Source organism: Phycisphaerae bacterium (assembly GCA_028714855.1).
In the GTDB taxonomy this organism is placed as follows: Bacteria; Planctomycetota; Phycisphaerae; order Sedimentisphaerales; family Anaerobacaceae; genus CAIYOL01.
Genome location: JAQTLP010000007.1, coordinates 71,944 through 94,882, shown reverse-complemented (window position 1 = coordinate 94,882; position 22,939 = coordinate 71,944). Strand labels below are relative to the sequence as shown.

Below are 22,939 nucleotides of genomic sequence, written 5' to 3'. Positions count from 1 at the left end.
CAAGACTCAAGACCAAATTCTTCAGCAATATCGCCTTTTGCATTGACATTTACTGAGAATAATGTAATATAGTTCGCTCTCACAACAAGGATTGAACCGAATCTTGAATGAATTCCCTGTTTAGAGTTTATTATGTATTCAGACTATATTCGTAATGTGGCGATAATCGCCCACGTTGACCACGGCAAAACGACCCTGGTTGACCAGCTTCTCTACCAGTCCGGCACGTTCCGGACCGAGGAGCTCGACAAGCTGGCCGGCAGCAAGCACGACTTGATTATGGATTCGAACCCCATCGAGCGCGAGCGGGGCATAACAATCCTCAGCAAAAACTGCGCGATTTACTATACCGACGCCGAAGGCAACGAATACAAGATTAATATAATCGACACGCCCGGCCACGCCGATTTCGGCGGAGAGGTCGAACGAGTCCTGAAGATGGCCGACGGCGTCCTCCTTTTGGTCGATGCGTTCGAAGGCCCTATGCCGCAGACAAGATTCGTCTTAAGCAAGGCCCTCGAGAATGAAGTAAGGCCCATTGTTGTAGTCAATAAGATTGACCGCGAAAACAGCCGCCCGCACGACGTTGTCAACGAGATATTCGATTTGCTCGTTCAGCTCGGCGCCGACGATAAGGCCCTCGATTTCCCCATCGTTTACGCCTCCGCAAGGCAGGGCTGGGCGACAACCGACCCCGACATAAAGACAAGCAATATGCAGCTCGTATTCGAGACCATCATCAAAAATGTCCCTCCCCCGCAGGTTATCCCCGACGCTCCGCTGCAGATGCTCGTAACCAGTCTTGAATATTCCGATTATGTGGGACAAATCGCCGTGGGTCGTGTCTTCGCGGGACAAATAAGCGAGGGCCAGAATGTTACTGTCATCGACGCCGACAATGTCCATACCCTGCAGAAGGTCCTGCAGGTCCATCTTTTCGACGGCCTCGGCCGAAAGCAGGTCCCGACCGTTTTAGCCGGCGATATATGCGCGGTATCAGGCCTTGACCCCATCGATATCGGCAACACTATCGCCTGTGCCGATAATCCCTCTCGGCTCGCTGTTATCGCCGTCGATGAGCCGACAATGTCAATGACCTTCCGCGTCAACGATGGCCCTTTCGCCGGCCGCGACGGCAAATACGTTACCAGCAGGCAAATCGGCGAACGGCTCGAAAGGGAGCTTCAGCATAATGTCGCGCTAAGAGTTGAGCCCGGCCTGACGCCCGAAGAATTTATTGTCTCAGGCCGCGGCCTGATGCATCTCGGTATCCTGCTGGAGAATATGCGACGGGAAGGTTACGAGATTTGTGTCGGCAAACCCGAGGTAATCGTAAAAGTAATCGATGGCGTTCACCACGAGCCTATAGAATTGCTTGCGGTCGATTGCCCCATCGAATGCCAGAGTGCCATAATGGCTCTTTTAGGCGAACGGCGAAGCGAAGTAATGAAAATAGATGCCAAAACGGGAACGAGCGATTTCATTCATATGGAATTTCTTCTGCCGTCGCGGGGCCTGTTCGGCCTGCACGCGAGGATGATGAACGCCACGCAGGGCAAAGCTATTATGCACCATTCGTTCGAAAGATACGAGCCGATGCGCGGCTCCATTCCCCAGCGCAAGGCAGGCGTTATGATTGCGACCAACACCGGCCGGGTAACCGCTTATGCACTTGACGCCTTATACGACCGCGGCTTCTTCTTCGTCGAGCCGGGCGAAGAAATTTACGACGGCCAAGTTGTAGGCGAACACTGCAAGGATAACGACATACCTGTAAATCCGGTAAGGGTCAAGCAGATGAGCAATATGCGTACGGCCGGCAAAGATGACGCCGCTCAAATCCGACCGGCTCGAAAAATGAGTCTCGAACTGGCGATGGAATATATCCAGGCCGATGAGCTTGTTGAAATCTGCCCCAATTCTATCCGAATCCGGAAACGCTTCCTCAAAGAACAGGATCGCCGCCGCGCTTCAAGAAAAGGGTAATAGGCAAAAGCAAAATAACTCATCTTTCAACTTTCGACTCTCGATTTTCTATTCTCTCCGCCTTTGCTGACTTCGCGATTTTCGCCGCCAACTGGCTCCGCGCCGAGTAACGATAAAATTGGCTTCGTTTGGGTTCGTTTTTCAAAGTTGGTAGTTCGTGGTTTTGGGTTGTTAGTCATTGTCGAATAGGGGGTTAAGTTCATTTTTGGCTTTCTGGAAATTGGGTTCGTTTCGCATAATTTAATTCATTTTGATTGATTTTTCCGCTGTAAATAGACAATCTCCGAAGCCGCTTGAAGCAGACAACAGACGAAAAAAACAGAATACAGAATTCAGAAGACAGTATTCAGAATAAAGAAAACATAAAAACCATAAACGAATCCTTAACTAATTACACAAGGAACAGAATACGTCCTTTCTATAATTAGAGGAACTTGCGCGTTTGATGCGAAAATTATGGGGTTTTCGGAGTGCGGTTTTGGGTAAGTCGTTGCGGTAAAAGGGATAAAAAAATTTCAGAAAATTAATTTTAGATGCCCAACTACCAACGGTTTTGATTGAAAAAAGGATTAGGTGTAGGAGATAGGGAAAAAACAAAAGTGTTGTGAGAATTTAGAAAATGGGGTAAAATTAGGTGAGCAACGGTGGAGAAAAAGCGTTATGGGGTTAGGAAAAAACCAGAAAGTGGATAAGTACTATCTAAAATTGGAACAAGTTTATGGATGAGATTGATGCACTCAAGATCTTCAGGCTAGCAAAATATTATTTTTATTCATTTACCGGTTTGTTGCTAACCGAACTGGCTTCCTTATTGTTTTTCCTTTCTGTTTATGGTCTATTTACAAAGATACTACCACCACAAGACATTTTAATTACAAGAGGGATTTTTTTATATTCCTGCATCATATTAATTTCTGCTATAGTTCTTATAATATGGCTGAGCCTACGGCGAGTTCCGACATTTAATCAAAAGCAAATAGGGATCCTTTTTGGTCCTGTACGTGATGAAGAACTTTCAAAAGAACTATCAGACCTTCGCAAGAGGCTAGAATCCGAAATACGTAGCCGCGATTTTACAAATCTTATCTCAATCAAGCAGATACCTCCAAACCACTTAACAGGTCCACATGACATAAATATCAGACTATTAAACAAAGCTAGGGGACAAGTTTTGATTTGTGGGAGATTTGAATGCCTGACAGTAAAAGGTAAACAATTAACAGGATTTTCATCGCTTACCATTTCGTGCATTAAAACTATACTACTAAAGCCACAGATGATAGCAGATGCGTTGTCTGAAAAGAAATTAGGTTGGAATATAGAAAATACTATTGATAAGAATATAGTAGCAAACAATCTCGCCGAACTTTCTAGATATATAGTCGCCCTTGGACTTTTTTCACAAAATAGGTTCAATGAATCTAAGGTTTTATTAGGTCTGTTATATGCCGATGTTAATGTAAAATATAACCAAAGGCGACGTATTGCCCCTATTAGTCGATTTATTGAAAATATAAAGCAATTGTATGCCATTTCACTGTTACAAGAAGTTCGACTTGAATACCTTCAAGAACTTTACGAAGAACGCCTATTCCAGATACCACAACCAAAACTTGAAGCTTGGTTAAAACAGACTAACTCAGCACTTCAACTTGATCCTGCCAATAGCACTACCTCATATGCACTTATAGCTATTTTCCAATTTCTTTTAGGTGACATTCCTGCTGCAAAAACATCTATTCGTATGAGTCGTAACAACCTTCAAAAAGAAACCCAAATATCATGCGATTTTTCAGAAGCTTTTTTGCTTGCATACGAGGGGAATTTGCGTGAAGCCAAAAAAATTTATAAGCGAATAATGACATATGCACCATCATTAGCATTATTAAATTCAGTGTTATTTTTCCTAACTCAAGCTATTACTAAATATCCTGACAAGCCACAGTTTAAATTTATTTACGCTCTGTTAAATGAAGGATTTGGGGATGTCAAACTAGCAATTACTGAATACCAAGAATTTATTAAAGTCTCCGAGTCAATACCTAAGTTTTCGCAATGGGTTAAAGAAGCAAGGTTTAGAATAGAAAGACTTAGGAACAATTCTAAAAAGGTGCCTAATCGAAACTAACCAAGCCGTAACCCTATAAACCAATTCTCAAAATGAAGTTAGCTGTACTCGGTAAAAGGCACACTTGCTCAGCTTGATAAATCAGTGACTATTTTCTCTTTCCCACCCATATATGGCCGAAGCACTTTCGGGGATAAATTTTGCGGGAATGATAAACGTTATCGTGCCGACAACGGCTAAACGGAAATTCACTAAATCGCCGTGCCAGCGACTGCTAAACTGGATTCAGAGTAAAGCGTCGTCGTGCCGACGACGGACACTAAACAAGATAAAAAGCCGTCGTTCCGACGGCTGCTAAACAAACTAAACGTTCAATTGGGTGACAAAATCCCAAGATTGAGGGGGAAGGCCTGAATTCTCAGGGTTAGCACAGATATATCTGGCAGCGGCACTTAGGGTATCAGCGTCATTGATAAACGTTTTCCAGAAACTTCGTGTCCATGGAGTACGATCGAGTTCCATCGCCTTGGTAGCCGCACCTTTTAACTGGTTGACAAGATATTCGATCGTGTATTCCGGTCGCATAACAAGTATATGCACATGGTCGTTCATTATCGCACAGGCAGGCACTATAACATTAAATCTGTTAATAACTGTTCGAAAACCCAATGCTACAAGCGGTCTTGTTCTATCGTTAATGAAAAACGGCGGGCGAGTTGTGCAATGTCTTGCTACAGCCCAAAATTTTTGAAGAGTCTTCTTTGCAGGTTGCGGATTCTGGCGTCCGTATTTTACAGTCCCCAAGGATTGTAATTGCCTGATGTAAACATCTTTTGAGTATGAACCACGCGGGTCGTTCGGCAACCAAGTACCGTATGTAGTAAATATAGTATGATAAGCAATAATCATTTACGATCCGATATTCGTTTAGCAGTAATCGGAACGACTACTGTTCAATAAGCATAGTCGCCGTTACGGCGACTGCTAAACAAAGCTTTCTATTCTTTCCCTTCCTCCCATATACGGCCGAAGGACTTTTGGTATTGTTACCGAGCCATCGGCGTTCTGATACATTTCAAGAATCGGTATCAAAATTCTTGGGGATGCGACAACTGTATTATTCAACGTATGGCAAAACAGATTTTTCTTCGTCTCTGCGTCTTTATAGCGCAGATTCATTCTTCTTGCCTGGAACTCATAAAATTTACTTGCACTGTGCGTTTCGCAGTAATTTTTGCGAGAAGGCATCCACGCCTCGATATCGTATTTTTTCACCTGGCCCCGTCCCAAATCGCCTGTGCATACGTTCACAACACGGTAGGGCAGTTCAAGGGCTTTCATTACGCCTTCCGAATTGGCAAGAATCTCCTCGTGAAACTTATTGCTTTGCTCGACGCTATTTTCACAGATTACTACCTGCTCGATTTTATCGAACTGATGGATTCTATACAGACCGTAAGTATCCTTGCCCGCAGCGCCAGCTTCGCGGCGGAAGCAGCTTGACATCGCCACGAATTTTAACGGCAGCTCATCTGCCTTGAGTATTTCGCCCATCCGGTAAGCGGTCAGCGGCACCTCCGCGGTGCCCGCAAGGTTAAGCTGGTCTGCCTCCATCCGGTATGTCTGGTCTTCCGAGCCGGGGAAAAAGCCGGTCCCTCTCATCGCCTCATCTTTCATAAGGATAGGCACCGACATCGGCGTGTAGCCGCGGCCGACCATAAAATCCATAGAGAACCGCAAAACAGCCCAGTGCAGAAGCGCGCCATCGCCTTTGAGAAAGTAGTTTCTCGTCCCGGCCAGTTTCACGCCGCGCTCGATATCGATAATATCGAGAGCGGAACCAAGCTGGACGTGGTCTTTCGGTTCGAAATCGAATTGCCGAACGCTGCCTTCTTTTCGGATTTCGACGTTCTCTGTATCGTCTTTGCCGATAGGCACATTATCATCAGTCGGCTGAGGAACCAGAAGAATCAGCTTATCGTATTTCGGCTGAAGCTCTTTTATATTTTCACTGAGGGCAGAGGCCTTTTGCTTCAGCGCCGAAAGCTCAATTATCATTTTCTGTTTTTCAGTACCTGTAAGTTTCGGCACCGACCTTCCGAGCGTATTAATTTCGGCGGTAAGCTCCTGAAGCTCTGATTTGTCCTTTCGTAACGCGGCTTCAACCTTCAGCAGCTTGTCGATATCGACGTCGATGCGTTTGTCGATTGCGGCTTTTTTGAATTTGTCCGGATTTTCGCGAATCTGCTTAATATCTATCATAGCTTAATTTTCTCTGAAACGCCTGACGATGACAACATTATTCTGCCCGCCGAAGCCGAAGGATTCCTTCATCGCGATATCGACCTGCATTTTTCGAGGCTTATTCGGAACGTAATCCAAATCGAGCTGCGGGTCGGGGTCGTTGAGGTTCATAGTCGGCGGGACTATATTATCACGGATTGCGAGGACGCAGGTAATCAATTCCGAAGCGCCGGCGGCACCGATTAAATGTCCGAGGGTGCTTTTGACGCTGCTGACAGGGGTGCTTTTCGCCTTATCCTTAAAGACAGCCTTGATGGCCTTGGTTTCGATTGAGTCGTTTTCCGCGGTGCTTGTGCCGTGCGTATTTATGTAATTTACGTCGGCAAAGCTGATTCCCGCATCGGCCAACGCCCAAGTTATCGCCTGAGCCGCGCCACGGCCTTGGTCGTGCATATCCGTAATCCTGAAGGCGTCGGAACTGCTGCCGTAGCCGATGACCTCAGCTAAAATCTTCGCGTCTCTTTTCTTGGCAGAGATTAAGCTTTCGAGAATAACTATCGCCGAGCCTTCACCGATGACGAAACCATCCCTGCTGGCTGAGAACGGCCTTGAGGCGGTTTCGGGGCTGTCGTTTCTTGTCGATAGGGCGGTAAGGCGGTTGAAGCCGGTGATGCCGAGCGGGTGTATCATCGAATGGGCTCCGCCGGCGATTACTACATCCGCATCTCCCCTGCGAATCATCATCGTCGCCTCGCCGACGGCCTGGGTGCTCGCCGCACAGGCGGTAAGACAGCTTCTCGTCGGGCCGCGAGCGCCTGTGAGTGCCGCGATATGGGCAGCAGGCATATTCGCCTCCTGCTCCAGCTCGTGCATCGCTTTCATTTTTACTGAGGCCACATCAGCCCACTTTTTCCAATCCATCTGGTTTGCCTGATTATCCCATCCGGCCGCGATCGCGCCGAAGAAGGCCTCGTGATTAGCCGCTCCTTCACCAGCGCCCAGATATATCCCCATTCGTTTTCGATCGATGCCGTCCGAGGGCTTGTCGGTTTCGATATCCAGACCTGCCTGTTTGCAGGCCTGAGCCACCGCTCCGACGGCAAACCTGCTGCCACGGTTACCTTCCTTGTGCAGATTGGGGTTTTTCGTGAACTTTGCGACATCGTAGTCCTTCACCTCACAGCTGAATGTTGTCGGGAAAGTCGAGGCATCGAAAATGGTAGTTTTGGCGGCCCCGCTTTTACCCGCCAGCACAGCCTGCCACATCGTCTCGACGTCGTGACCAAGCGGGCAGATAATCCCCATTCCGGTTATAACTACTCGCTCATTTTTTCCGTTGTGCGCCATTTTAATCTAATTCTTAAATTTCTTCAGTACAACCGCTGCCGTCTGTCCGCCGTAGGTGTAGCCGCAGCATAGCGCGTAGCGGATGTCGGCTTTGATTGTTTCTTTAACGATATTAAGATTACATCCGTCCGCCGTTTTCTCGCAGTTTTTCGCAGAAGGTATCAGGCCATCCCGCATAGCACAAACCGCCGCGACAACATCGATTCCGCCGCACGCAGCTCCTGTGTTACTGAGCATACTTTTCGTCGGCCAGACAGGTATTCGTTTTGCTTCCTGTCCCATCGCGGCCTCTATCGCCCTGGCCTCGGCGAGGTCATCCTGCGGAATACCTACGCCGTGCGGGATTATCAAATCTATGTCCTTAGGCGAAATGTCGGCCTGGGCAAGGGCCTTTTCGATGGCGATAGTAATACCTTTGCCATCCGGTTCGATATGCTCATATACAGGGTTTATACAGGCGCTTTGAGCGGTGCCGACTAATTCGGCGTAAATTTTTGCGCCGCGCTTTGCCGCGTTATCGAGATTCTCCAAGATAACGACACCGCCGCCGTCGCCGAACACCGAGCCGCTTGCATCGGCGTCGAACGGTCTGCACGCATTTTCCGGGTCATCATTATGCCGGGTAGTTGCTCTTTTAATCAGGCACTGGCGCATTATCAATACAGGATTTATCTTCGATTCCGCACCGCCGGCCAGCGCAATGTCGCTGCTGCCGCGTCTGATGACCTCCGCAGCTTCGGCTATCGCGATATGTCCCGCAACCTCCGCGCAGGTTATCGTATTGTTCGGCCCTTGTATGTCGTGAATGATGCCTATGTGACAGGCCAGCATATTGGGCAGGTATTTCAGCAGCCATAAGGGCGTCACCAGCGAAAGACCATCTTTACCCCACTTACGAATGTCAAACTTGCCGTCCGTAATGCTTGCCGCCACGGCAGGGGCCATCTCAATCAGGTCACAGCTTATAAGCCCGGCACCCATATTGACTGCCATACGTTCCGGGTTAACATTGACCTTTTCCGGGTCGATTCCTTTTGTAATAAGTCCGCTGTCAGTCAGGGCCTCGTTTGCCGCAACGACTGCCAGCTCTATGTCTTTGGACATCAGTTTGACAGCCTTACGATGGCTTTTGGGCACGTACTGCTGTATCTTATAATCGGGAACCTGTCCTGCCAGTTTGCAGTCGAAGCCAGCAGGGTCAAACGCCGTAATTTTGCCTATCCCGCATCTGCCGGCACACAACCCATCCCACATTTGTTTGACGGTCAATCCAAGGGGACTTACCGCACCGAGACCGGTTATTACTACGCGGGCTGAATTCATCAATCTTGTCCTGATTCCGTCGTGCCGGAATCACCTTTATCAATAGACAGGCCATGCAGAAGTGATTTGAACGTGTCAGTGAACACGAAATTTTCTTTCGGGAACTCTTTGCCGGCCAGGTTCTGGTCAATATGGCTGAACATCAAATCTATCTCGGCAATCAATTTATCTTCACAGGTAATCCTGCCGCTTGTGCTTGCCGCTTCGGGGGCGATGCTTTCAATCTTCGCATATAATTTTAGTGTATCGCCTGGCTTGACGTAGTCGAAGAAGACGCACTTCTTTATCTTTGCAAGAATCACCTTTTCCTTAAAACGGTTTGCCTCCCCGACAAGTATCCCCGACGTCTGGGCCATCGCTTCTATCATTAAACTCTCCGGCATAACAGGAAAGCCGGGGAAATGGTCATGTAAGTGCTCTTCGGCGAGCGTTACATTTTTTACCGCCACAGCACTCTCGCCGCTGTGAAACTCAACAAATTTATCAATCCATATCCAGCGCATAAACCGTCATAATAAGACAATTTCCACAATTCTTCAAGCAAAACTTGCCCAAATTCCTCCGTATTGTCACAAAGAGACACCATTTCAGCTTAAAACGAATTTTTCATTATTCGACCTTAAGAATTGACAAAAATAGAGAATGAGAAGACAATAGACTAATAATGTAATGTTTTAGAGCGATTCACGGATATTCAGATAAAAACATGGCAAAAGATGCTAAAATCCGAAGGATGGGTGGTAATTCGTTAAATTCCCAAAAGGAACAGGCGGAGTTGCTGAAACGGAGATACAAGAATGAAAAATGTCTTTGTCAGTTATGCGAATGAGGATCGAGAAAAAGTTCAAAAGTATGTCTCTCGTCTCGAGAATGAACCTGATATTGAAGTATTCTGGGATAGGAAGATAGGCAAATATGGAGACGATTTTCTTGAGGTATTAGCCGCTCAGACGACAAAAGCAGATGTATTAATCGTCTTTGTCTCACAAGCCGGTCTAAAGTCGAGATTTGTAAGGCGTGAAGTGCTGCGGGCCGATGAAAGGGAAATTCGAATTATTCCCGTTTTCTTAGAAGCTATCCCAAAGAGCTCTGCCAGTGGTCTTGAGATAATCCTGGTAACCCAAGAAAAAATACTTGAGTACCTCTTAGGTTTTGAAGATTCCTATAAAGAATTAGTTGAAAGGATACGAAGGGAACTATATGACACTCCATCCGCCAAGGATTGTCCAATTATCGCAGTTATGGGTAGGCAAGGAGGCGTCGGAAAATCAACATTCATCACTGCTACGGCCGACCTGATAGCCATGACGGGTACCAATGTCCTTATTATTGATATGGATACTAACACAGCCGGCATTGCTGGCTATCTGACACCACGTGCGAATCGGCGGCCACGTGTTTGGACTGTATTGGATGCTACATACGCAAAAACCGGAGGAAATATCGCGTCCAACCGAGACTTGGGAATGTGGGAAGTTACGCCACCGTTTCTTCACGAGAAACGCTTCGGGCAGATTTTTCTCATACCGGGCCGACATGCTAGCGACAACCGCCCAGGATTTGAAGCTGTGGCAGGCCTGAAAGATAGAAACCTTGCGGCTATGGAGATTCTCGAAGAAACAATGCAAAGAAGTGCACCAGCGCCAATTGGTGCAATCCTAATAGATTCACCAGCGGACGATACTCCTTTGGTAAGCGCAGGATTTGCCTTAGCCAGCTACGGTTACGTAATCTGCCGTCCTACCATCGAATTAGCACGTGACTTGTCTCGCTTAGACAATATTCATCAACAACGCTATCCTGATAACAATGTGCCGTCAATGCATCTAATAGTTAACATGGCCACTGGTAAGACAAAACAGCTCTGGGATGGCATGAACGCTTCCTTTGTACGTGAAGACCCCACAGTAAGAGAAAATGTGGACAAAGGCACCCTTGATTTCAATCTTGTTGGACTAACTTCCTTGTACGAGGATGTCTTGGCTGTTCACCATAAACACTTTTTGAGCACCGATCAGAAACTTCTGCCGGACGAGCTTGATGTATGGGTCAGGCCGTACATCAAAGTGCTCGTGGAACGCAATCTGTCACGGAAACTGATGCGAAACTGGTGGTTTCGATCCAAATGCTTGGCGGGCTTTATGCTGCTGGTGCTCGGAGTGGTGATGATCGGCGGCTTTGGATATCTTGGTTACCATAATATCAACAAAGGACAGCCCTCATATAAGCTTGCCGTGATTCAGGTTGACAGCAGGGACACAGCAGAAATGGCCAAGCAGAGAATCGTGAAGGGTGAAGGATTCTCAAAGGTCGCTGAAGAATTATCGACGGATCTGAAAACAGCGGCAGTTGGAGGTGTTATCGATAAGCCCATAGCACCACTGTCTCCAGTGCCTGGAATTGGCGTAATTGAAGGGCTCCAGAGTGTCCTTGAGAAAACGCTTCCTGGAGCGACATGTGACCAGGTATTTCAAGTACGGGGTAAATTTTACCTGGTTCGCTTAGTCGAGAAGCTTGCTTCTCAAACCGAAAACGCCATGCGATACCAGCTTGCGCGATTTGTTGGAGCACTTGGATTGATTCTCGGTTTCATTCTAGCGGGGCTTTCTCCATTCTTATATGTGAAGTGGCGTCGTCGGAAGGCGCTGCTTGTAGAGATTTCCCAAAGAGGCGCGGATAAACGGTATTTAGATGAACTCTTCCGAAAATCCAAAGAAACCGGAGCATTGAAGTGGCTTAAGGAAATCTTCAAAGAGGCGATTGAAGCCGAGAAGCAGAGATTGAGTGGTTGAATTAATCGAGGAAAGTTACAATGAGGTTTCAATGCGGTGAGAATTATGGTGTCCGAGGATGTAGTAGACTTGCCATAGAAGGCGAGGAGTACTGCCGGTGGCATCTAAATGTGCGTCATCTACAAAAAGAGGCTGGTGCTTGGGGTGAGTTCCTAGCGTATATTTTTGCTGGTACTGGAGTTGGATGCGGAGTGTGGTCGCTTGTATCTCTTTGGTCCTTTGCTCGAACCCCCACAGTGAAATTATTGCTGGAAGTAATCTTCGCAATCTCATTTTTAATCTGGTTATTGAGTTACGCCTTAATCTTGCTGGATAAACGCTATGCCTTGTTTGCTCAATTGTTAGCGTGGGCTATGGGTGGAGTTGGTTGCATTTTTTTTTACTTGGATGTGCGGAACTGATTGGGTACTATTCGGGCACGCAGAGCATTGTTAGTGTTGAATATTTTAAGGAAATGCCGCGTATGCTTCGTATTCTGACAGAGTTCGGGATGAGCATATATATGTTACTAGCTTGTTTAAATCATTGTTCCGGGCTCCAAATTACGCGACTTGTGCAGAGAATTGTCCTGACGGTTTATATCCTTTCAGTTATATGCGGGACAGTTTTCGATAAGGCACCAGGATATACCATTGTGATGTTGCTCTTACTGGCAGGCTTTTACTTGGACCGGCGGTATCAATGGATAAAAAAACTGCTTGGCTTCTAAACCGCCTCATAAGAAATCTCAATCCTTGATCGTTTACTGGAATTTAATTCGTTATGACTTCCGACGAGTTTCAAGGCCTACTTTGGCCAGATATTCCGGGATTTTTCGAACGGTCTGCCTATCCCACTCTTTGACGTCCTCAGGGAGTTTCTCCCAAGGTGCCAGATATGGACTAACCTTTTTATTAAGGTCTTTTTCTGGCCCCAATTTCCAGCCGTCCAGAATACGTTCAATGTTCCAACGGGCATGCTCCATTTCTGCTAAAATCTCAACTTCTTTATCGCTGAACTTCAGCAGTTTAATTCCGCGTCCCCTAACTTTATGAACGGTTAGGCTGACACTGTCGAGCTTTTCGAATATGTGGTCCGCTTGTTGCCGATTAGACTCTTTGAGATTTTCTGGTAAATTGCTCCATTCCGAAGTCGAAGGTTTTTCCGTAAGCAAGTTTCCAATTTGGTCCTGTCTGTACTGTCGGTGAATAGCCATCGCAATGGTATCTCGTACACCAGAAGGTAATTTAGGAATATCATATCTTATGAAAGTGCCGATGGTTGTTGAATCGGCAGGTAAAGGTAAAAGATTTTTACATGTGTTCCATTGGTCATCTTGGATAATTTTTGCGACTTCGCCACTGCTCTCGTCGAGAACAGCGACCTTTGCCCCTAAAGCTAATGCAATCCTATACTCAGATGCTGTTATCGTACCTCCACCTATGCCGATAACCTTAACATTTGCAGGGTCAATTCCTGAAACAATAATGTCCGTCCAGCTTTGCAGGGATTCAAGGGGGCTAAAGTTTGTACCTTTAGTATGGCGTACTCTGCTATAGCGTTTGTGCAATCTTGTATTTTTCGGCAGTCTCCGAGGGATATAACCAATAGCCCTGATGGTATTGGGATGCTTTCCTGCTATATCTCCTATAAATCCGCTAATGCCAGATGTCGTACCACCCGATATTACCACACCCTTAAATTTTCGAAAGGCATTGAAAAGGATATTCCTATATTTCCGAAGTTCTTTTTGCATACTCGAAGCGCATTTGCCAGCAACTATCACCACAGGTTTGTGAACATGTCCAGAAGCCCTCTTTTTTAACACTTGGAGCACATATTTACTTGTCTTTTTAGGGTATTTGGCTGCTAAAGAAAGCTGTAAAAGTTTGTATACCCATTCATATCCTGTAAGGAATCGCCTGACAACAGCAACTTTATTTAAAGAATTCAATGATATCTCAATCATAAATGCAGAGGTGCTAAGTTGTACTGCCTTTGCATACATATCTAAACTTTTATAAGGCTCATTGAGCAATAAGTAGAACTTTCCCATATCGTAATAAGCCCATGGTATATTTACACCAATATCAATTTGATTCCAGCATTTTTTAATGGCATTGATTAAACTTGGCTTAGCCAGCGAAACGGGACTAAGGTTCTTGCTTTTGGCGATTTCGTATTCTAGATAATTGCCGAGTGGATAAGGATCATCCGGAACTATTTCATAAGCACGCCGGTATTGTGCCGCTGCCTTTTTCCCGCTGATTTTTTTCCATGTGCCGCCAAGTGCCGACAAAGCATCGGAATCTGTGGGATTAAGTTCGATAGCTTTTTCTATACGTTTCTGTCCTAACTGAAACCTTCTGCTATTTTTCTTATATAACTTACACTCTGAAATGCCAAGGTCACGCAGTATAGGCCCGACATCCAGATTTTCAAACGGCCTAAGTGTTCTAATTGCTTTCTGCCAATCCCCCAAACACATAGCAAGCTTGGCTATACGATGTGCAACCTCAACATCTTTAGGAGCTACCGACAAAACGATGTCTTGTATAGCCATTTCCTTTTTGATCTCTTGTCTATTCATATATGCAATGTAATTGCTACTATAGTCCTTGATAGCTGCTTCAAGCCTTTCGAAAGATTTATCTGCATCTTCGAGAATCGCCGCGAGACGAGCAAATTCACGCTCCCATTTTTTGTGGGTGTTAATGTTGCTCTTATAAAGCAGGCCATGTTCGATGTCCGCCCACGTATGTTCGAGAAGTGTTCTGACCTGAATTTCTGCGTTAAGCCTATAGACATCCATGGGAATCTTAATAGGTATCTCTTTTGTTGGGAAAACACCACGCCGGAATCGTACAATATAATGAACTGATAAATATCCAAATTCATTAGCCCTAAGACGCTTAGCCAAGTCAACACTATTTTCTTTATCAATCTCAAAGTGTTCTTCAATAAATCTGGACATGGCTTTTACATGGGATAAAGTATGAGTAACCACCCTGGCTCCACAGAGATCGGTTACAGGATGAAGTGGATTGCCGTCACTGTCTGTCAGTCGGTACCTCTCAATCTTACGCAGTATTTTTTCTGCGTAGCTGGCTACTGTTTTTGCTCGGGCTTGGATAATAGCCAATGGAGCGTATCGATTAGCAGCTTTCTCCAAAATCACTTTAAGAATTTCCGCATATTTGTTATAGCGAGGTCTTTCTTTGGCATACCGTTTGATTTTTTTCCGAACCAACTCTTCGTTGGTAAGTTTACTATCACTCAGCGGCATAAATACCTCCTGAACGATTCTCTTTTATACTACAATATCAATCGAACGAGTCCCGTTTCTGTTCCGAAGACGAACCGCTATATATCTTAGCAAAGTGGTAGAACTGTTTACAAAGGTCCATCTTTGCCAAGTTGCTCTGATCGACCCAGATGTATTCATTATGTTCATCACTGAGTTTAACTTCACCGGAAATAATCGTTCCTTCCAGTATTATGTATGCTACTTTTTTAGTGGGAGTTTCGGATTGAGCTGAACCGACTACTTTTTCCAGTGATATTTTTAGACCTGTTTCCTCTGCCACTTCGCGAAGTAATGCTTTTTCAAAATCCTCGTTTGTATCGACTTTACCCCCAGGAAGATCCCATTTGCCTTTATTATACTTGGAGCTCATCGACCGCTTTAAAAGCAGACAGCGGCCATTCTTATCAAGTATCACGACTTTGACTGATAACGCAAAAGGCTTTTCCGACATCAAAAACGCTCCAATAAATGCTTTTCGGATTATGTGTTAATAAACATATATATTCTAAAGGTTGCAGCACGCGGCATCTACTAACTTCTAATTGCAGCCAAGGCCTCTCTGTTTGCTTAGATATTCCGCGTTGCATCATACAAATGGTTAACAGTGTGAACCTGACGTTAGAAATAATATCAAATTAAAATCCGCCTGTAGCGGACAAGTCCGTGTCGAAAATTTTACGCAGCGTTCAGCTTAGTATCTATGTAATTTACAATCGCACCGACAGTAAACAAATCGCCCAGCTTATTGATATCCGGGTCGTTCTCGAATGTGGCCAGGTCGGTATGCGGCATTTTCTCCCGCAACTCAACCAGTCCTGCCCCGGTCAATTTCCCGTTACTGATAAACGCGGGATTACTCATCAGACTCTCGGCAGGAAACAGCTCCTCTCGCGGAATCTTTATTCCAAACGCCTTTTCCAATCGGAATACTATGTCCAGAAAGTCAATGCTTTCAGCTCCCAAATCTCCCATCAAGGTTGCACCGGTCGTAACCTCATCATTGTCAACCCCCAGCGCATCAACCAGAACTTCCTGAACCTCCTGAAAAATCTCATCCCGACTCATTGCCATAGTTTTTTACCTCCAGCAACTACGATTTATCTTAGCAGTTCCCATCGTTTCTTCATATTTTCGATTATTTTCGCATCGGTCGCCGCCATCGCGGAATCCTTATCGGCAAGGTTAAAGTGTCTTAATCCAAATTTTGCTTCCACAATCTGCTGGCCGCCTGACACACCAAAGCCGGCGAAACCACTGATGTTCTCTTCTAGTGTTTTTGCCTGGACTGTATATTCTATCTGGGCACCGGGCGCCGCGAAACTCTTATACTTTACATTTCTCGCTTCTTCAAGCAATATCATACTGTGGGCAAAATTTTCCGCCTCCCGGACCAGCCAAGACGCTGACTCAATCAACCCTTCCAGTAGAAACACACCCGGCAGCACCGGAAATGTCGGAAAATGGTCCGCCAGATATTCTTCGGCCAGAGAAACGCCCTTGACCGTCTTTATCATTTTGCCTGTTTCCAGCAAAACAACCTTATCAATGAGTATAAATCTCATAATCCCGGCCATTGTAACTATAAGCAATCTCTTTTCCAGTCTTTTTTCCTTTCTTTTTTGGTGTTTCCCGCATCTGACCGGGTTTCCAACAAGATTAATGTTGGAAAATAGCACACGATTGGATATACTTTTTATCTATGAAGGTACGCAGTGCAAAAATTACCGATGCCAAAGCCATTCATTCTCTGATTAATTTTTATGCGGAAGAGAATAAGATGCTGTTCCGGCCAATGGCTGACATTTACGAGAACCTGCAATCTTTTTTGGTTGCTGAATTAGACGGCAGGGTGGTGGGCTGCTGCGCCCTGCAGGTAATATGGTCAGACCTGGCAGAGATAAAATCGCTGGCAGTCGAGGAAGCAAACACCAATAAGGGAATTGGCAAATCGCTCGTGGCGGCCGCTGTTGAAAAAGCTGTTCTGCTCGGCGCACCGCAGGTTGTTGCTCTTACATTATATCCTGAGTTCTTTCAAAAGCTTGGCTTTGAAGTGATACAAATGGACAAACTGCCTATGAAGGTCTGGAGCGATTGTGCCAGATGCTCCAAGCAGCAAAATTGCGATGAAATAGCGGTTATTAAGACCCTATCTTGTTAATCGTATCTCGAAGGACTGTTTAAGTAAAAAGGGCGTCGCAGTTTTACGACGCCCTTTATTTTCTTATTTGTCTTAACTGAAAACAGACAAAGTCAGAACTTATGCACGTTTTCTTCTGCGAAACAGCAAACCGCCCAAACCAAACAGAAAAAGTGTAGTGGGTTCGGGCACAAACAGTGCCTGAGTATCTAGGTTCAATATCCCACTACTGGGATCGAATGAAACGATCACCTCATCAAAAATCAAGAATTGCGGGTCAACCGGCAGAGTCGCCCCTGAGAAAAGCGTAAAAGTCCCAGTTTCCGTGAGACCGAGTGTATTGCCGTTGCCGAAGTCGATAACTTCAGTATCTGTCATGAATATATCGCCTGGTACACTAATCACGTTCTCAAATCTTCCACCAAATGCTTGGATGCCGACACCACCTAAATAGCCGGAATATGTCCCTTGGACATCGAGTTCGTAGCGGTCCTCGTTCCAAGCAGTCGGCACTACCTGCCCCGTGTTAACAAGTATGCCTAATCCGCCATCATACATAATAGTGGTTTCGAAACTATAACCGGTTGGACTCAAGTCATCAAAGTTGGCGGCTAACGCAAATACCGGGGGCTTCTTCGGATGATGCTTAGTCTTCCACGACTTTCCATACGCGACTATGTCGAAAGATGTGGGAATCGAGGTAAACTGGATCGTTGTATTCGCATAGCCGTTGTCCAAATTCAAAATGCTTGTACCGGTCCCGGCCAAGGCTTCACCATTGATCGTGCCTGAGATAAGTATTTCTGTAGTTAAGGTTTCACATAAGGCAGGTGCAGGAAGAGCCATCACAACTAAGATACTGATGACAAGGGAAGGCACAATATAATAATTTTTTCTTCGTCGAGTAGACATAATATGGTTCCTTCATTTAAATTTAGTTTATTTCCCCTGTTTCTCTTGCCTTTTGAAAAATAGGGACAGTCATTTATCGTCACCATTGCGGGTAACGCGCATACCATTACCATTGTTCCAACCGCACAAATTGTCATTCCTTTTTTTTCATCTCTACTCCTCCAGAAAATCTCAAGTATCCTTTACCGAAGAAATTAAGCTGCTGAAAGAAAATGGGGAAATCGGAAGAAAACCAAGACATCCTGACCAGTGCCTCGAATTTCTCACTCCACCTGCCTTCCATCACTCTCAACCTCTTCTTTTAGTTTTTGATAGTTTTCTTCTTCTCAAAAATATTATCCGGATGTGTTAAGGATAGTTGAAGTTTTATGGGATAAAAGAGATGTGCGCACGGTCGCCGCACATATGGGCTTATAAACGGAATGCTTTTTCCTCCGCATCACCACTCTCAACCTCCTTCTTACGGCCGTAACAAAAGAACGGCCTAATTCCACATAAACTACCTTGTACCCCTCCACCATCCGGAATGTCAAGACTAAATTCTGAAAATAGCCAAATTTTCCGGGTTTTCTCGGACGAACGCTGATTTTGGGCCAAAAACGCTGTTGTTTTACGGCACGGCCATCTCTGTATTTGGAAGGTTACTGCCGCTATGACGTGACATTTCGCCTGTTGGACTAATCGCGGCTATTTTATTTTGCGCAACTCTGGGAAATCAGGGACAAGATACGAGATGCGAACAGCGAATTATCCTACCTGCCGGCGCTGGAAGAAAGCAACAGCTAAAGCAAGAATACCTATCGTATAGCACGAGGCATAAGAAGCGCTTATTAGTATATACTTCAGAGGCACTTCACTGCCCTCGTAAATCGCATCGCTTATCCAGAAAACCTGCAAATTCGGCACCAAAAGCCTGCCTATTTGGGCCCACAATTGCGTTTCTGCGAACCTGCCGAACGTGTAATCGCTTATAAGACCCAACAAAAAAATCCCAATACAGGCTGAGAGCGTTACCATAATATTAAAACGGGCAGAAAACGCCACCGCCAGAGCCACAATTATAAGGGCAGCTAACAACAGCAATATCGCCCCATAGACATCCAGCGTATTTATGCCGTTGTCCTTTGGGTTAAATTGCCAGTTTCGGTCTATAAAATATAGAAATATGATGCCGACCGTAGCAAACATACCAAGCAGTACGATGGCCGTTGACGAAAATTTCCAGTCATAAACATAGTTGAAAAAAGCACTTAACAAAAATGCCGCCGCAAACACAACCGCCGCTGTGCCTACAACCGTCCAGTCGGTCGTATCATTCACCGATAGCATTACGCCATGCCTGATTGCCATCAGTAGGGCGATAGTACAGATATAATGTGCCAGAGCCACTGCGGCAGAAACACCAAAAAACTTCGCAATAATGAATATCGGACGTTGCACCGGCTTAGTAAGGACGGTGGTTATCGTCTTATTTTCGATTTCCTCGGCCACGGCCCCGGATGCGGAAAATATTGCTATGAACAAACTGGCCAAAAACAGCGTAGATAACCCTACTTCTCGCAAAAGTTTATTGTCGTCGCTCATTGTGTACATAGTCAGGGATGGACTTATAAAGAATAAAAACAGGGCCGCGAAGATTATTACGGCGTAGACGGGCTGTCTTAATGTCTCTATAAAGGTGTTTTTAGCTATTGTAAATAATTTCTTATGCATTATTCACTACCCGTTTGCGGCATAATTTTAAGTAACAAGTTTTTTGTAATTGACTCTAAATGATGTTTATTATTATATTACGCAATCTATAGATTGTAAAGAGTTTGTATATATCTGGATATATACCGTATTCGCGGCTTTTTGTTCGAAGTATAAAAGTAAGGATAAAGAATGACAACATCGTCCAAACGTGCTGAACATATAGCTCGAGCATCCCTGATTTTAAGCATCGTGTTTTTCGGCATCGTCTTTTTTGTGGGCCGATGGAGCGGATTCTTCGCGCTTTCTGCAATCAGTTGGCTTATCCTCTCGGCAGCCCTGATTTGGTTTGTTCTGGCCATTCAGTTTCATCAACGGGCCTTGGCCGAGCAGGAAAAGCTCGATATGGGCCAATTGGCCGAGAGCAAGCAGGCCACCACCATATTCCAGGCAGGGGGGGAACGGGCTGTTATGTTCGCTGTTGCCCAGCGCCGGCTTGATTTGCTCGAAAAATGGTTCATTCCCATATTCTCCGCAATTATAGCCGCTTACCAGATAGCCATTGGGCTGTACTTATTAAAAGCTGTCCAGGCCGCTGCCGAGCACGAGGCGAAGCAGCCTTTAGTTTGTGCCGCTTGTATGACGGCCGTGGCGTTCGTCAGCTTCATAATTTCCCGCTATGCCACGGGTATGTCGGCACAACTGCAGTGGAAACCCTTAAGGGCCGGCGGCAGTATCTTGCTCGGTATAGCTATTTTGTGTTTCGCGCTGGCTATTAGCCTGGCGTTGGCACAATTCAAGATTTTCATTGTGATTAATGTAATCGATCTTATTGTCCCTATCCTGCTGCTCGCCATTGGTGCAGAAACCGCTCTGAACATCGTCTTCGATATCTACCGCCCGAGGCTAAAAGGCCAATATGCCAAAAGCGCTTTTGACAGCAGACTGCTTGGGACTATAAATGAGCCGGGCGGATTATTCCGAACAGCCGCAAGCACCATCGATTACCAGTTCGGTTTTAAAGTTTCTCAAACATGGTTTTATAAACTCCTCGAAAAAGCAATAGCACCTTTGATTCTTTTTGCTGCGGTTACACTGTATCTGTTGAGTTGTATCGTAGTAGTGAACCCGAACGAAGAGGCAATAATAGAGCATTTCGGCAATCCCTTAAGCGAAACCAACCAGGTTAGACTTGCCAAGCCCGGACTGACTTTCAAATGGCCCTGGCCCATCGATATCACCTATAAGCATCCCACGAAAATGGTTTCAGAAATCAGCATAGGTTTTGTCCCGAAGTACAAACCAGGCACCAAAGAGCTTGACCGTGAACCGCTGCTGTGGGGTAAAGCTCATTACGAAAAGGAAGACCTTTTGCTGGTCGCCAGTGAACAGACAAGTTCCAAGACGGCCGCCGGAGCTGTCCCCGTAAGTCTCATAGTTGCTACCGTTCCCGTTCAATACAAAATAAAAGATTTGTATTCTTTCATTTATAACCATAACGAGCCGGAAAAGCTGCTTGAGTCTATCTGTTATCACGAGCTTACCCGGTTCGCAGCCAGTGCAAAGATTGAAGTGAATGACGAAGCCAGTATAAATCAGAGCCTGCTTGGAGCCGGCCGTGCCGAAGCTGAGCGTACTTTAATCAGCCGCATTCAGGCCGCTGCTGACGAAGCCGGCCTAGGTGTTGAAATCATATTTTTGGGCCTTCAGGGGATTCACCCACCGCCCCAAGTCGCAGGAGACTATCAAAAGGTTATTGGGGCCGTTCAAAAGAAACAGGCACTTATCCTCGGTGCTTATGCAGAGCGCAACAAAGTTTTGAGCGCCCTCGCAGGTTCTGTAGAGGACGCTGACAGGCTTTATAGTCTCGCAGCCAAATACCAGCAGGTTAAGGAGAAAAATCAGCCCAAGGAAATCGAAAAACTTGCCAATGATTTGGATTCGGCCTTCGCAGAAGCAAAGGGCAAGATATTCAGCACATTACGAGAAGCGCAAAGCTACGCTTTTGAGAAAGCAACACTTGCTCAGGCGACGGGACAGCGATTCGACAGCCAGCTTAAAGCCTACAGGGCCGCAAAAGAGATTTATAAACAGGAACAGAGATTAGCGGCTTTGGAGGAGGCTCTTGAGAACACACGAAAATATGTTGTGGTCGCCGACCAGAATGATACACAGGTTTTTATATTCGACGCTCAGGACAAACTAACGCCGAGTTTATATGAATTAAGCGGTCTTCAGGAGAGTAACAAAAAATGAAAAATATAGCCATTACAATTTTTATCATATTGATAGTTGCCATTATGGTGCTGTATTTTGTCTCGTTCCAGGTCAGGGAGATAGAATCTGCTTTGGTAACTACCTTCGGCAAACCCACCCGCGGAATCACCGAACCGGGCTGGTATTTCAAATGGCCTGCTCCAATCGAACAGGTTTATAAATTTGATTCCCGAATGAGGGTCTTCGAAGCCGACCTCGGCGAGACAACAACCAAGGGGGCCGTACCCATTATCGTGAACACCTACGTCGTTTGGAAAATTGCCGAGCCGCTCATGTTCTTCAATGCCGTCGGAACTATCAAGGAAGCCGAAAACAAATTGCTCAGCCAGCTTAGCGATACGCAGAATAAGATAATCGGCGGGCACGATTTCGCTGAATTTGTGAATAGCAACCCTTCAAAAATAAAATTTGAAGAGATTCAAAACGAGATGCTTGCCGACCTCAAACAGCCTGTCAGGGCCAATTATGGCATTGAAATCAAAACCCTCGGAATAAAGCAACTTAAAATCAGTGAGGAGGTCAGCAAAGACGTTTTTGAACGAATGAGGGCTGAAAGAAACCGTAAGACCGAAGCCACTATTGCCGAAGGAAACGCCGAAGCCACCAGGATAAAAACAGACGCCGATTCAAAAAAGACAGAGCTGCTTGCCGCCGCGGAGGCAAGGGCAAAGGCAATACGTGCTGAGGGCGACGCCGAAGCCGCGAAATATTATAAATTGCTCGAGGAAGACCCAGACTTTGCAATCTTTCTGCGGAATATCGATGCTCTCAAAAAATTTCTGGAGAAAAGGTCAACTATTGTTTTCAGCACTGATACAGAGCCGTTTGAATTGTTAAAGGGAATGCCCAATATCAAACCGAAAAAATAATTAGGT

At 45.7% G+C, this 22,939-nt stretch carries 17 protein-coding genes; 6 read left to right on the top strand and 11 right to left on the bottom strand.

From position 1 onward, the window contains the following. The first annotated feature begins 132 nt into the window (after positions 1-132). Together typA and PHG53_07175 are read left to right on the top strand one after the other, a co-directional pair. Entirely contained in the window at positions 133-1,986 is a 1,854-nt protein-coding gene (gene typA, locus PHG53_07180) for a translational GTPase TypA (protein MDD5381403.1), read from the top strand. A gap of 718 nt (positions 1,987-2,704) precedes the next feature. Next, entirely contained in the window at positions 2,705-4,114 is a 1,410-nt protein-coding gene (locus tag PHG53_07175) for a hypothetical protein (GenBank protein ID MDD5381402.1), read from the top strand. Between the two features lie 303 nt (positions 4,115-4,417). Here the strand turns inward: PHG53_07175 and PHG53_07170 are convergent, their stop codons facing one another. The 5 genes from PHG53_07170 to PHG53_07150 form a co-directional block, all read right to left on the bottom strand. Next, positions 4,418-4,963: a transposase gene (locus PHG53_07170; GenBank protein ID MDD5381401.1), complete on the bottom strand. Its 546-nt coding sequence runs from the start codon at positions 4,961-4,963 to the stop codon at positions 4,418-4,420. Positions 4,964-5,038: 75 nt separating this feature from the next. Beyond that, entirely contained in the window at positions 5,039-6,316 is a 1,278-nt protein-coding gene (serS, locus tag PHG53_07165; protein MDD5381400.1) for a serine--tRNA ligase, read from the bottom strand. 3 nt (positions 6,317-6,319) lie between these two features. Then, entirely contained in the window at positions 6,320-7,645 is a 1,326-nt protein-coding gene (locus PHG53_07160) for a beta-ketoacyl-[acyl-carrier-protein] synthase family protein (protein ID MDD5381399.1), read from the bottom strand. A gap of 6 nt (positions 7,646-7,651) precedes the next feature. Next, entirely contained in the window at positions 7,652-8,968 is a 1,317-nt protein-coding gene (locus PHG53_07155) for a beta-ketoacyl-[acyl-carrier-protein] synthase family protein (protein ID MDD5381398.1), read from the bottom strand. Next, positions 8,968-9,471 carry a beta-hydroxyacyl-ACP dehydratase gene (locus PHG53_07150; protein MDD5381397.1) on the bottom strand — a complete coding sequence of 168 codons (504 nt, stop codon included), beginning with the start codon at positions 9,469-9,471 and terminating at the stop codon, positions 8,968-8,970. Before PHG53_07150 ends, PHG53_07155 begins: the two co-directional genes overlap by 1 nt. A 294-nt stretch (positions 9,472-9,765) precedes the next feature. Here PHG53_07150 and PHG53_07145 point away from each other — a divergent pair, with 294 nt between their 5' ends. After that, positions 9,766-11,760, top strand: a complete 1,995-nt coding sequence (locus PHG53_07145) for a TIR domain-containing protein (GenBank protein ID MDD5381396.1) — start codon at positions 9,766-9,768, stop codon at positions 11,758-11,760. A 760-nt stretch (positions 11,761-12,520) separates the two neighbouring features. Here PHG53_07145 and PHG53_07140 read toward each other — a convergent pair. The 4 genes from PHG53_07140 to PHG53_07125 all read right to left on the bottom strand — a co-directional run bounded on the left by PHG53_07140 (position 12,521) and on the right by PHG53_07125 (position 16,635). Then, complete coding sequence (locus PHG53_07140) at positions 12,521-15,025, bottom strand: RyR domain-containing protein (GenBank protein ID MDD5381395.1); 2,505 nt, start codon at positions 15,023-15,025, stop codon at positions 12,521-12,523. A gap of 37 nt (positions 15,026-15,062) precedes the next feature. Beyond that, positions 15,063-15,497: an NUDIX domain-containing protein gene (locus PHG53_07135; GenBank protein MDD5381394.1), complete on the bottom strand. Its 435-nt coding sequence runs from the start codon at positions 15,495-15,497 to the stop codon at positions 15,063-15,065. A gap of 224 nt (positions 15,498-15,721) precedes the next feature. Continuing rightward, a complete protein-coding gene (locus tag PHG53_07130) occupies positions 15,722-16,117 on the bottom strand; it encodes an acyl carrier protein (protein ID MDD5381393.1) in 396 nt (131 codons plus the stop codon). A gap of 26 nt (positions 16,118-16,143) precedes the next feature. Beyond that, the gene (locus PHG53_07125) at positions 16,144-16,635 is read right to left on the bottom strand and encodes a beta-hydroxyacyl-ACP dehydratase (protein MDD5381392.1); all 492 of its coding nucleotides are present in this window, start codon (positions 16,633-16,635) and stop codon (positions 16,144-16,146) included. Between the two features lie 110 nt (positions 16,636-16,745). On the opposite strand from PHG53_07125, the gene PHG53_07120 reads away from it, so the two are divergent. Then, entirely contained in the window at positions 16,746-17,204 is a 459-nt protein-coding gene (locus tag PHG53_07120) for an N-acetyltransferase (protein MDD5381391.1), read from the top strand. A gap of 99 nt (positions 17,205-17,303) precedes the next feature. Here PHG53_07120 and PHG53_07115 read toward each other — a convergent pair whose 3' ends face one another. Beyond that, complete coding sequence (locus tag PHG53_07115) at positions 17,304-18,095, bottom strand: PEP-CTERM sorting domain-containing protein (GenBank protein MDD5381390.1); 792 nt, start codon at positions 18,093-18,095, stop codon at positions 17,304-17,306. Between the two features lie 747 nt (positions 18,096-18,842). Then, positions 18,843-19,808, bottom strand: a complete 966-nt coding sequence (locus tag PHG53_07110; protein ID MDD5381389.1) for an ABC transporter permease subunit — start codon at positions 19,806-19,808, stop codon at positions 18,843-18,845. Between the two features lie 171 nt (positions 19,809-19,979). Here PHG53_07110 and PHG53_07105 point away from each other — a divergent pair, with 171 nt between their 5' ends. Further along, entirely contained in the window at positions 19,980-22,043 is a 2,064-nt protein-coding gene (locus tag PHG53_07105; protein MDD5381388.1) for an SPFH domain-containing protein, read from the top strand. Beyond that, a complete protein-coding gene (locus PHG53_07100; protein MDD5381387.1) occupies positions 22,040-22,933 on the top strand; it encodes a protease modulator HflC in 894 nt (297 codons plus the stop codon). Before PHG53_07105 ends, PHG53_07100 begins: the two co-directional genes overlap by 4 nt. Positions 22,934-22,939: the final 6 nt, after the last annotated feature.

Coding starts and splice junctions, on each gene's coding strand:
- typA (MDD5381403.1), top strand. CDS start 133: ATGTATTCAGACTATATTCGTAATGTGGCGATAATCGCCCACGTTGAC.
- PHG53_07175 (MDD5381402.1), top strand. CDS start 2,705: ATGGATGAGATTGATGCACTCAAGATCTTCAGGCTAGCAAAATATTAT.
- PHG53_07170 (MDD5381401.1), bottom strand. CDS start 4,963: ATGATTATTGCTTATCATACTATATTTACTACATACGGTACTTGGTTG.
- serS (MDD5381400.1), bottom strand. CDS start 6,316: ATGATAGATATTAAGCAGATTCGCGAAAATCCGGACAAATTCAAAAAA.
- PHG53_07160 (MDD5381399.1), bottom strand. CDS start 7,645: ATGGCGCACAACGGAAAAAATGAGCGAGTAGTTATAACCGGAATGGGG.
- PHG53_07155 (MDD5381398.1), bottom strand. CDS start 8,968: ATGAATTCAGCCCGCGTAGTAATAACCGGTCTCGGTGCGGTAAGTCCC.
- PHG53_07150 (MDD5381397.1), bottom strand. CDS start 9,471: ATGCGCTGGATATGGATTGATAAATTTGTTGAGTTTCACAGCGGCGAG.
- PHG53_07145 (MDD5381396.1), top strand. CDS start 9,766: ATGAAAAATGTCTTTGTCAGTTATGCGAATGAGGATCGAGAAAAAGTT.
- PHG53_07140 (MDD5381395.1), bottom strand. CDS start 15,025: ATGCCGCTGAGTGATAGTAAACTTACCAACGAAGAGTTGGTTCGGAAA.
- PHG53_07135 (MDD5381394.1), bottom strand. CDS start 15,497: ATGTCGGAAAAGCCTTTTGCGTTATCAGTCAAAGTCGTGATACTTGAT.
- PHG53_07130 (MDD5381393.1), bottom strand. CDS start 16,117: ATGGCAATGAGTCGGGATGAGATTTTTCAGGAGGTTCAGGAAGTTCTG.
- PHG53_07120 (MDD5381391.1), top strand. CDS start 16,746: ATGAAGGTACGCAGTGCAAAAATTACCGATGCCAAAGCCATTCATTCT.
- PHG53_07115 (MDD5381390.1), bottom strand. CDS start 18,095: ATGTCTACTCGACGAAGAAAAAATTATTATATTGTGCCTTCCCTTGTC.
- PHG53_07110 (MDD5381389.1), bottom strand. CDS start 19,808: ATGCATAAGAAATTATTTACAATAGCTAAAAACACCTTTATAGAGACA.
- PHG53_07105 (MDD5381388.1), top strand. CDS start 19,980: ATGACAACATCGTCCAAACGTGCTGAACATATAGCTCGAGCATCCCTG.
- PHG53_07100 (MDD5381387.1), top strand. CDS start 22,040: ATGAAAAATATAGCCATTACAATTTTTATCATATTGATAGTTGCCATT.